Origin of the sequence: Caballeronia sp. (assembly GCF_049581465.1) — a bacterium.
Classification (GTDB): Bacteria; Pseudomonadota; Gammaproteobacteria; order Burkholderiales; family Burkholderiaceae; genus Caballeronia.
In genome coordinates this window covers 1-8,455 of sequence record NZ_JBAUSA010000479.1, presented here as the reverse complement: position 1 = coordinate 8,455, position 8,455 = coordinate 1, and the positions used below count along the sequence as shown (strand labels likewise).

The following is an 8,455-nucleotide window of genomic DNA, read 5'->3' as shown; positions in this document are numbered from 1 at the left end:
GCGCGAGCCGGATTTCTGCTCAACAGGAAGAAGGAGGCGCAAACCGCAGAGCGATTCATCAGCCTACTGAAAATCAAAACGCCGAGCCGAGCGCGGAAGATCCGGTTTCTTTCGGGTGGCAACCAGCAGAAGGTGATCCTGGCACGCTGGCTCGCGGAGCCTGACCTGAAAGTCGTGATCCTCGACGAGCCCACGCGTGGCATCGACGTGGGTGCGAAGCACGACATCTACAACGTGATCTACCAGTTGGCCGAACGCCGCTGCGCAATCGTCATGGTGTCCTCCGAGCTTCCTGAGGTTCTTGGGGTCTCGGACCGCGTGATCGTCATGCGGGAAGGCCGCATAGCAGGGGAGTTGAGCCGCGATGTCGCCAACGAGCACAACGTCCTTGAACTCGCGCTGGCTCATGACACACCGTCCTAGCACAAAGCGCTTGCCTGAAAAGCAGAACGCGCGTCACAGCATGTCCCTCAAGAGCACGCAGGACAACGACTTTTAGAGCTAGGCGCTCATTTGGAATTGGAGTCTGACATGGAAGCAAACGAAAACCTTGCCGGGACCCGCTCGGGAAGCGGCGTGAATCCGGGAAGCCACATACACGCGGATAAATGGCGCTGGCGCGAACAGCTTGCTGAATACAGTCTTGTTCTTATTTTCATCGTCATGTTCCTGACGATGTCGCTCGGCGTCGATCACTTTTTTTCGATCGACAACATGTTAGGCCTTGCACTATCGGTCTCACAGATTGGCATGGTCGCGTGCACGATGATGTTCTGTCTTGCGGCACGCGATTTTGACCTTTCCGTCGGCTCCACGGTGGCCTTTGCCGGCGTTCTGTGCGCCATGGTTTTGAACGCGACGGGAAGTGCCGTCCTTGCCGTTGCGGCCGCGGTTGTCGCAGGTTGCGCGATCGGGCTTGTGAATGGAGCGGTGATTGCTTATCTGCGAATCAATCCGTTGATCACAACGCTTGCAACGATGGAAATCGTCCGTGGTCTTGGGTTCATTGTGTCGCACGGACAAGCGGTAGGCGTTTCATCGGAAAGTTTTATCGCGTTGGGAAGCATGTCCCTGTTCGACATTTCATTGCCGATCTGGGTCACCCTGATTTGTTTTGTCGTCTTCGGCGTGATGCTCAACAACACGATATTCGGTCGTAACACGCTGGCAATCGGTGGCAATCCCGAAGCGTCACGCCTGGCCGGCATCAATGTAGATCTGACGCGGGTCATCATTTTCCTCGTGCAGGGTGCGGTGACAGCCCTCGCCGGGGTCATTCTGGCGTCGCGGATTACCTCTGGTCAGCCGAACGCCGCTGAGGGCTTCGAACTCAATGTCATCTCCGCTTGCGTGCTCGGAGGTGTATCGCTGCTCGGTGGTCGGGCAACGATTTCCGGCGTCGTGATCGGTGTTCTGATCATGGGAACGGTCGAGAACGTGATGAATCTTCTGAACATCGACGCGTTCTATCAGTACCTTGTGCGCGGCGCAATTCTCCTTGCGGCAGTGCTGCTCGATCGGTTGAAAAATCGCGGCACTCGTGACTAAGACTGCCATTTTCTATTTATCTACTTTTCTCTGGACTCGCCATGAACAAGAAAGATTCTCGCCGACTGAAAGTTGGCGTGTTGGGCTGCGGACCCATTGCCCAGTTCGCGCATTTCGAGTCGTGCGTCAAGGCACGCAACGCGGAACTTCATGCGATTTGCGATGTGGCTGAGGATCTCGTCCAACGGATGGGCGCCACCTATGAGCCAACTCGCACGTTCCTGGACTATGACGCCATGCTCGCCGACCCGGAACTGGATGCGGTGATCATCGCTACGTCCGATCTCTTTCACGTCGAGGCATCGCGGCGTGCGCTCGCGGCAGGCAAGCACGTTCTCTGTGAGAAGCCGATTGGAGTCGCCGTCGAAGAAGTCGAAGCGCTGGGACGTGCTGTCCGCAGTTCAGGCAAGCTCCTCCAAGTGGGGCACATGAAGCGCTTTGACGTGGGGCTCGAACAGGCGCGTGACTTCGTGCGGGACGAGATGGGCGAGATTCTCGCGCTCAAGGCGTGGTATTGCGACTCGACACATCGATACACCGTGACGGATGCCGTTCAGCCGCTGCCGATTCTCAGCAAGAGCGCCCTCAAACCAGGCGAGAACCCGAAGGCCGACTTGCGCCGGTATTTCATGCTTGCCCACGGCAGCCATCTGTTCGACACCGCGCGGTTTCTTTGCGGTGACATTGTGGAAGTGAGCGCGCGCCTGACCGAGAAGTTCGGCGCATATTCGTGGTTCGTCGACGTCACGTTCGCGAACGGAGCGGCCGGGCATCTCGACCTGACTATCGCAGTGCGAATGGACTGGCACGAAGGTCTTCAGCTCTACGGTGAAAACGGCAGCGTCATCGCGAAGACGTACAACCCCTGGTATTTCAAATCGTCCGAAGTCGACATCTTCTCCGAAAGGGATGCGTCCTGGCGGCGGCCGCTGGGCGCTGACGGTCACTTCTACCGGCGTCAGCTCGAGGGCTTTGCCGACACGATTCTCGACGACGCGCCGATGCGCGGCGCGACGATTGACGACGGCATTGCCTCCGTGCGGGCGATGGTTGCGACCGCTCAGTCCGTCGCGACCGGCAAGCCGGTCAGACTCGCCGACGTCGAGGGCAAACTGTGATGACACCGGGAGTCTTTGCCCGTACATACGCGGCCAAATATCCGGGCGAGCTGTTTGCCCGGATTCGCAAGGACGGATTTTCCGCCGTCCAGTTCAACCTCTCTTGTGCCGGTCTTGCGCCTTTGCCTGCTGAGCTTCCCGAGAGCATTGGCGCAAGCATCGCGCATGGTGCTCGAGAAGCGGGTGTCACGCTCTGTGCGCTGTCCGGCACCTACAACATGGCACACCCTGACGTCGAACACCGTCAACGGGACCGGCTCGGTTTTGCCAATGTGATGCGAGCTGCGCGCGACATGAACGTGTCGCTGGTGACGCTCTGTACAGGTTCGCGCGATGCCTCGAATATGTGGCACGCCCATCCTGAAAATGACTCGAAGGCGGCATGGTCAGCTCTTCGCGAAGAACTCGACTTTGCACTGATCGTGGCGGAGCAATTCAATCTTGTTCTCGGTATTGAACCGGAACCGGGCAACGTGATTGGAAACGCGCGGCTCGCCCGCAAGATTCTTGATGAAGTGGGCTCGAGACGTCTGGGCATCGTTCTGGACGCCGCGAACCTGCTGCCACCTGAAGCGCAATATCGCCAACACGAAATCGTTGCCGAGGCGGCGGACCTTCTGGGCGGCAGTCTCTTCCTGGTCCACGCAAAAGACATCGATAGCAACGGCGTTGTGGTTCCCGCTGGAAAGGGTGCGGTGGACCTGCCTGCTTTCGTTGCCCGGATGAAAGAAGTGGGCTACGAGGGTCCGCTGGTGGGTCATAACTTTGCAGAGGACGATGCGCCGGGTGTCGCGGCCTATCTGGCGTCAATCATCCGGGATGAGACACCATGAGCGGAGGCACTTTTAAAACGCATGATGGATGCTGCCTTGCCTACGTCGATGAGGGACAGGGTTTCCCTGTGTTGTGGCAACACGGTTTGGGTGCCGACCGGAACCAGCCGGCCGAGGTCTTTCCCTCGATGAATGGCATCCGGCGCATTACGCTCGAGTGCCGGGGTCACGGCGCTTCCCGACTGGGCGATGTGCAGGCAATCACGATCGCACAGTTCGCCCGCGATGCGATTGCGTTGCTCGACGACCTGGGCGTCGAGCGAGCTGTAGTGGGAGGGATATCGCTTGGCGCTGCAATCGCGCTGCGTCTCGCGGCGCGCTATCCGGAGCGCGCCGCCGGCCTTATTCTGGCCCGGCCGGCGTGGGTGGACGAACAAGCTCCGAAGGCCTTGAGAATCTATCAAGATGTAGCTGCATTGCTCGCCGAGTATGGGCCCGACGAAGGGGTGAAGCGTCTTGACGAATCGCCGCGTCTGCGCGAAGTTGAAGCGGTATCACCCGACAGCGCGGCGTCCATGCGCGGTTTTTTTAAGCGCGACCTGACGTCGACTGTGGCGCTGCTCAGCCGGATTCCCGCGCAAGGACCGGGAGTTGCCCGCGCCGAGATGGGGAGCCTGGATCTTCCGGCGCTGGTGATCGCCAATGGCCAGGATTTTGTCCACTCCGTCGAGATCGCCCAGACGCTCAACGGCCTCATCCCAGGCTCGCAATTCCGTTTAATCACGTCTAAAACGGTCAGCCGTCAGAAATACGTCACCGAATTTCAACAGGCCTTGCAGGCGTTCCTCGAACCGATGCGGAGGCGCTCGTGACATCCTCGCTGCCATATCAAATGCCGCTGAGTGACGAACCGGTTCTCGTCATCGATATCGGTGGCACCAACATCAAATTCGGCTACTCGCTCGCTGGTCGGCCACTGGCGTTTCGCAAGCTTTTTTCGACCGACGCGCTTAGAGCCGGTGATCCGGTTCAGGCGCTCGGGCGGATGGTCGAAACTGTGATCGAGGCGTCGGGCGTGCGGCCACAGGCGATCGTCGCGGCTGTGCCGGGTTTCATCGACACGGACGATGACCACATTCTTTATTCCGCGAACATCATGAGCCTCAACGGCCGGCGTCTTGGCACTGAGCTCAGTCAGCTGGTTGGCAGTCCGGTTCTGCTCGAACGGGATGCGGTGCTCGCTCTGACCGGCGAAGTTCTGGCCGGCGCGGCGCAAGACGAAGACCATGTGCTTGGTATTTTTTTCGGCACGGGCATCGGCGCAGCCTTTATGGACGGTGGCAAGCCTTTCCGCGGCGCGGGATGGGCCTTGGAAATCGGGCTGATGCCCTTCTACGGGCAAGGACAGGTACTTGAAGGCACGCGCACGGATTGCCTTGAAGCTTACGCGTCAGGGCGGGCACTCCAGGAGATCGCTGAGCGCTACGGCGTTGCAATCGACGGCATCTTTCGCGCGGCCGAAACCAACCCGCCATTGGCCGGTGAACTGGCGCTCTTCGTCCGCTACCAGGCGTTCGCGGTGGGTGTGGCCGTGGCGATGGTCTCGCCGGCCACCGTCGTGCTGGGCGGCGGCGTGCTCGATATGGACAGCTTTCCGAGAGAAACATTGCGGGAGCTCATCGTGAACCATTCGCCCGTCGCCGAGACCGGGCGGGCAATCGATCTGCGCTGGTGCCAGCACGGCTGGCTGGCTGTGTTGCATGGCGCACGCGCCGTTGTGGCTGAACACCGTAGCCGCCACGCTCAATCGTTTGAAGAATCCCGAAGCGGAACGGCCCGATAGAAGACGAGCGGCCGGCCAAAGAAAGAATCAGGAGACGTCCATCATGCTATTAGAACTACGTAATATTTCTCGTCATTTCGGCGCTATCCGGGCGCTCGATGGCGTGTCCCTCACCATCGAACGGGGCGAGATTGTCGGCCTGATGGGTGACAACGGGGCGGGGAAGTCCACCCTCGTCAAGATCATTGGTGGCAATCACGCACCGAGCGGTGGCGAGTATCTCCTCGATGGCAAGCAGGTTCACCTTGGCGACCCCGCACAAGCACGCCATGAGGGCGTCGAGGTCGTGTACCAGGACCTCGCGCTCTGCGACAACCTGAGCGCGTCCGCGAACGTATTTCTGGGTCGAGAACTGATGCGGGGAATCTGGCCATTCCGGATACTCGACCACGCAGCGATGCGCAAGCGCGCAGGCGAATTGTTCAAGGAACTGAAAACCGAGACACGTTCGCGCGACCTCGTGATGCGCATGTCGGGCGGCCAACGTCAGGCGGTGGCGATCGCGCGGACGCGCCTGTCACGCTCGAAGATCGTCTTGATGGACGAGCCGACTGCAGCCATCTCGGTGCGGCAGATCACGGAGGTCCTCGCGTTGATCCGGCGCTTGCGCGACCAAGGCACGTCCATCGTGCTGATCTCACATCGAATGACTGACGTATTCGAGATCTGCGATCGCATCATCGTGATGCGGCGTGGACGCAAAGTCGCAGACAAGCCCATTGCAGACACCTCGCCCGAAGAAGTGACGGCGCTTATTACCGGCGCGAAAGCGTCAGCCTGATTGCCGGAGAATAAATACATGAGACACGCACACCCACAACAGCCGCTCAATGCCGCGGACCTCGAGACCGTTCTCAACGCCCGCGAGCGCTCGCCACTGTCCGCCGTCGCACATAGCCAGGAGTTCTGGATTCTGATTGCCGTCGTCGTTATCGGCGCGATCGTAGGCACGATCGCGCCAAACTTCCTCACCGGCAACAATATCTCGAACATCGCGAACAACTTCTGCTTTACCGCGCTCATTGCAATAGGAATGACGCCGGTCATCATGACGGGCGGGATCGACATCTCCGTGGGTTCTACGCTTGGACTCACTGGCGTGACGTTGGGGCTGGTCTTCAGCGCGGGACATTCGTTCGCATTTGGTGTTGGCTCGGTGCTGATTGCCGGCGCGCTCGTCGGCCTGGTAAATGGCCTGTTTATCGCCTATCTGAAGCTGCCGCCGTTCATCGTGACACTGGCGATGATGAGCATGGCACGCGCCTTGACGCTTGTCGTGACCAACAACCAGGTCGTGTATGACTTTGGACCCGCGAGCCCGACGCTGCTGGCGCTCGGCAGCGGCAAATTGCTTGGTTTGCCGAATGTGCTGTGGGCCGTGCTGCTACTGGCCGCCACTATGCAGTTCGTGCTGCACATGACTCGCTGGGGCCGCTATGTCCGAGCGATCGGCGGGAATGAAAAAGCTGCCCGGATGACGGGCATTCCGGTCGATGCTATCAAGGTCTCGGTCTACATGCTGGTCGGCGCGATTACGGGTCTGACGGCGCTCTTCCTGGTCGGCTGGCTCGGCGCCGCGACCAATGCGCTCGGCCAAGGTCTGGAGCTGCAGGTTATCGCCGGCACGGTGATCGGCGGAGCGAATCTGCTGGGCGGATTCGGGTCGGCGATCGGTGCAGTGATCGGTTCCCTGCTACTTGAAGTTATCCGAAACGCGCTATTGCTCGCCGGTGTCAACCCGTTCTGGCAGGGGCTTTTCGTCGGCGCGTTCATTCTCTTTGCGGTGTTGCTCGAGCGCTTTCGGGCCCTTAGGTCCTGATGGTTCGACGCAACCAGCCGTCCTTGCGGGCAATACAGAGTAGTCAGTCAATCACACATAACGATCGGGAGACACGCATCATGAAAACTTCAACCTCAAGCAATATCGCCCATGCGATGATAGCCGGCCTTTTAGGCGTCGTCGCCTGCAGCGGGGCAACCGACGTATCGGCAAAGACGTTCGCTGTCGTGGTGAAGACAGTCAACGACGTATTCAGCGCACCGATCAAGGATGGCTGTGAGGCCGCCGCGAAAGAGCTCGGCGACACGTGCTACTACGTCGGACCATCAGTCGTCGATGAGGGTCAGCAGATTCAGGTGTTGAACGACGTGATCAGCCGTGGAGTGGATGGGATCGCAGTGTCTGCGGCCAACCCGAAATCGATGGCACGGACGCTGGAACGTCTGAAGAACCGAAATATCCCGATCGTGACTTTCGATGCCGACCTGCTGCCTGAAGACTACAAGCTGCGCTCTACCTTTATCGGAACCGATAATTATCAGTTCGGCGTGGAACTCGCGAAGAAGGTTGTCGAACTCAAGCCGAAGGGCGGCTCCGTTTGTATCCAGAGCGGCACGGCCGGTTCGCTAAATCTCGACCAGCGTGTTCAGGGTATTCGTGACACGCTGGGAGGGGCAAGCAAGGCTGGTTCAATCGGCCGTCTTACGGGCCAGAATGGCTGGACGGAGCCCAACGGGTGTCCGGTCTACAACAATGACAACGTGAGTCTCGCGGCCCAGCAACTCAACGATGTGCTGACCGCGAACCCGAAACTCAACGCGTTCATTGCGGTCGGTGGCTGGGCGCAGTATGCACCGTCGGCCTATCGGGCTGCAGTGACCCGCGTCAAGGCGCGCGTTGACTCTAAGGACCTGGTCATTTCGATGGGTGACGCGTTTCCTCCGCAGATGCCGTTGCTCAGGGATGGCCTGAGCGACTATCAGGTCGGGCAGAGTCCGTATCAGATGGGTTATCAGGCAATCAAGGCTTTGGACGCGCTGTCGAAGGGAAAAACGGTCCCGCCTGTGATCGTGACTGGCTTCGTAAAGTGCACTCCCAACATGGCCGACACCTGCGGCAAAAATTAGCTGAAGGGCCGTGCTGGCCATTTGCGTTGAATTCCGGCTTTGTCGCAGTAAGCGACGAGTATCATGTGCCCTGGCAATACGAACTACCGGACGCTTAATGACGACTCTGAAATCAGCCGTGGCACGGGTGCTCAAGCGCTTGCACTATCCGCTCGATGTGATCCTGACGTGTGTGCGCTGGTATGTGGCGTATCCGCTGAGCCTTCGACATCTGGAAGAGATGATGGCGGAGCGCGGAATTTCGGTCGACCATTCAACCGTGCATC

General features: G+C 59.4%; 9 protein-coding genes and 1 pseudogene. All 10 read left to right on the top strand.

Going from position 1 to position 8,455, the window contains the following annotated elements; translation table 11 throughout:
* A partial coding sequence (locus WCA53_RS11825; RefSeq protein WP_423909701.1) for an ATP-binding cassette domain-containing protein occupies positions 1-423 on the top strand: 423 nt, incomplete at its 5' end.
* A gap of 108 nt (positions 424-531) precedes the next feature.
* Positions 532-1,548 carry an L-arabinose ABC transporter permease AraH gene (gene araH, locus WCA53_RS11820; RefSeq protein ID WP_423909698.1) on the top strand — a complete coding sequence of 339 codons (1,017 nt, stop codon included), beginning with the start codon at positions 532-534 and terminating at the stop codon, positions 1,546-1,548.
* Between the two features lie 41 nt (positions 1,549-1,589).
* Positions 1,590-2,666 (top strand): Gfo/Idh/MocA family protein, encoded by a 1,077-nt coding sequence (locus WCA53_RS11815; RefSeq protein WP_423909695.1) that lies wholly within the window; start codon positions 1,590-1,592, stop codon positions 2,664-2,666.
* Entirely contained in the window at positions 2,666-3,499 is an 834-nt protein-coding gene (locus WCA53_RS11810; protein ID WP_423909692.1) for a sugar phosphate isomerase/epimerase family protein, read from the top strand. Before WCA53_RS11815 ends, WCA53_RS11810 begins: the two co-directional genes overlap by 1 nt.
* Complete coding sequence (locus tag WCA53_RS11805) at positions 3,496-4,311, top strand: alpha/beta fold hydrolase (protein WP_423909687.1); 816 nt, start codon at positions 3,496-3,498, stop codon at positions 4,309-4,311. The genes WCA53_RS11810 and WCA53_RS11805 overlap by 4 nt, the downstream gene beginning before the upstream one ends.
* The gene (locus WCA53_RS11800; RefSeq protein WP_423909682.1) at positions 4,308-5,282 is read left to right on the top strand and encodes an ROK family protein; all 975 of its coding nucleotides are present in this window, start codon (positions 4,308-4,310) and stop codon (positions 5,280-5,282) included. The genes WCA53_RS11805 and WCA53_RS11800 overlap by 4 nt, the downstream gene beginning before the upstream one ends.
* A gap of 43 nt (positions 5,283-5,325) precedes the next feature.
* Positions 5,326-6,063 (top strand): ATP-binding cassette domain-containing protein, encoded by a 738-nt coding sequence (locus WCA53_RS11795; protein WP_423909679.1) that lies wholly within the window; start codon positions 5,326-5,328, stop codon positions 6,061-6,063.
* Positions 6,064-6,081: 18 nt separating this feature from the next.
* A complete protein-coding gene (locus WCA53_RS11790; RefSeq protein WP_423909676.1) occupies positions 6,082-7,101 on the top strand; it encodes an ABC transporter permease in 1,020 nt (339 codons plus the stop codon).
* Between the two features lie 80 nt (positions 7,102-7,181).
* On the top strand, positions 7,182-8,189 hold the full coding sequence (locus tag WCA53_RS11785) for a sugar-binding protein (RefSeq protein ID WP_423909673.1): 1,008 nt from the start codon (positions 7,182-7,184) through the stop codon (positions 8,187-8,189).
* A gap of 97 nt (positions 8,190-8,286) precedes the next feature.
* A pseudogene (locus WCA53_RS11780) lies at positions 8,287-8,455 on the top strand (IS6 family transposase); the annotation flags it as partial.

Coding starts and splice junctions, on each gene's coding strand:
- araH (WP_423909698.1), top strand. CDS start 532: ATGGAAGCAAACGAAAACCTTGCCGGGACCCGCTCGGGAAGCGGCGTG.
- WCA53_RS11815 (WP_423909695.1), top strand. CDS start 1,590: ATGAACAAGAAAGATTCTCGCCGACTGAAAGTTGGCGTGTTGGGCTGC.
- WCA53_RS11810 (WP_423909692.1), top strand. CDS start 2,666: ATGACACCGGGAGTCTTTGCCCGTACATACGCGGCCAAATATCCGGGC.
- WCA53_RS11805 (WP_423909687.1), top strand. CDS start 3,496: ATGAGCGGAGGCACTTTTAAAACGCATGATGGATGCTGCCTTGCCTAC.
- WCA53_RS11795 (WP_423909679.1), top strand. CDS start 5,326: ATGCTATTAGAACTACGTAATATTTCTCGTCATTTCGGCGCTATCCGG.
- WCA53_RS11790 (WP_423909676.1), top strand. CDS start 6,082: ATGAGACACGCACACCCACAACAGCCGCTCAATGCCGCGGACCTCGAG.
- WCA53_RS11785 (WP_423909673.1), top strand. CDS start 7,182: ATGAAAACTTCAACCTCAAGCAATATCGCCCATGCGATGATAGCCGGC.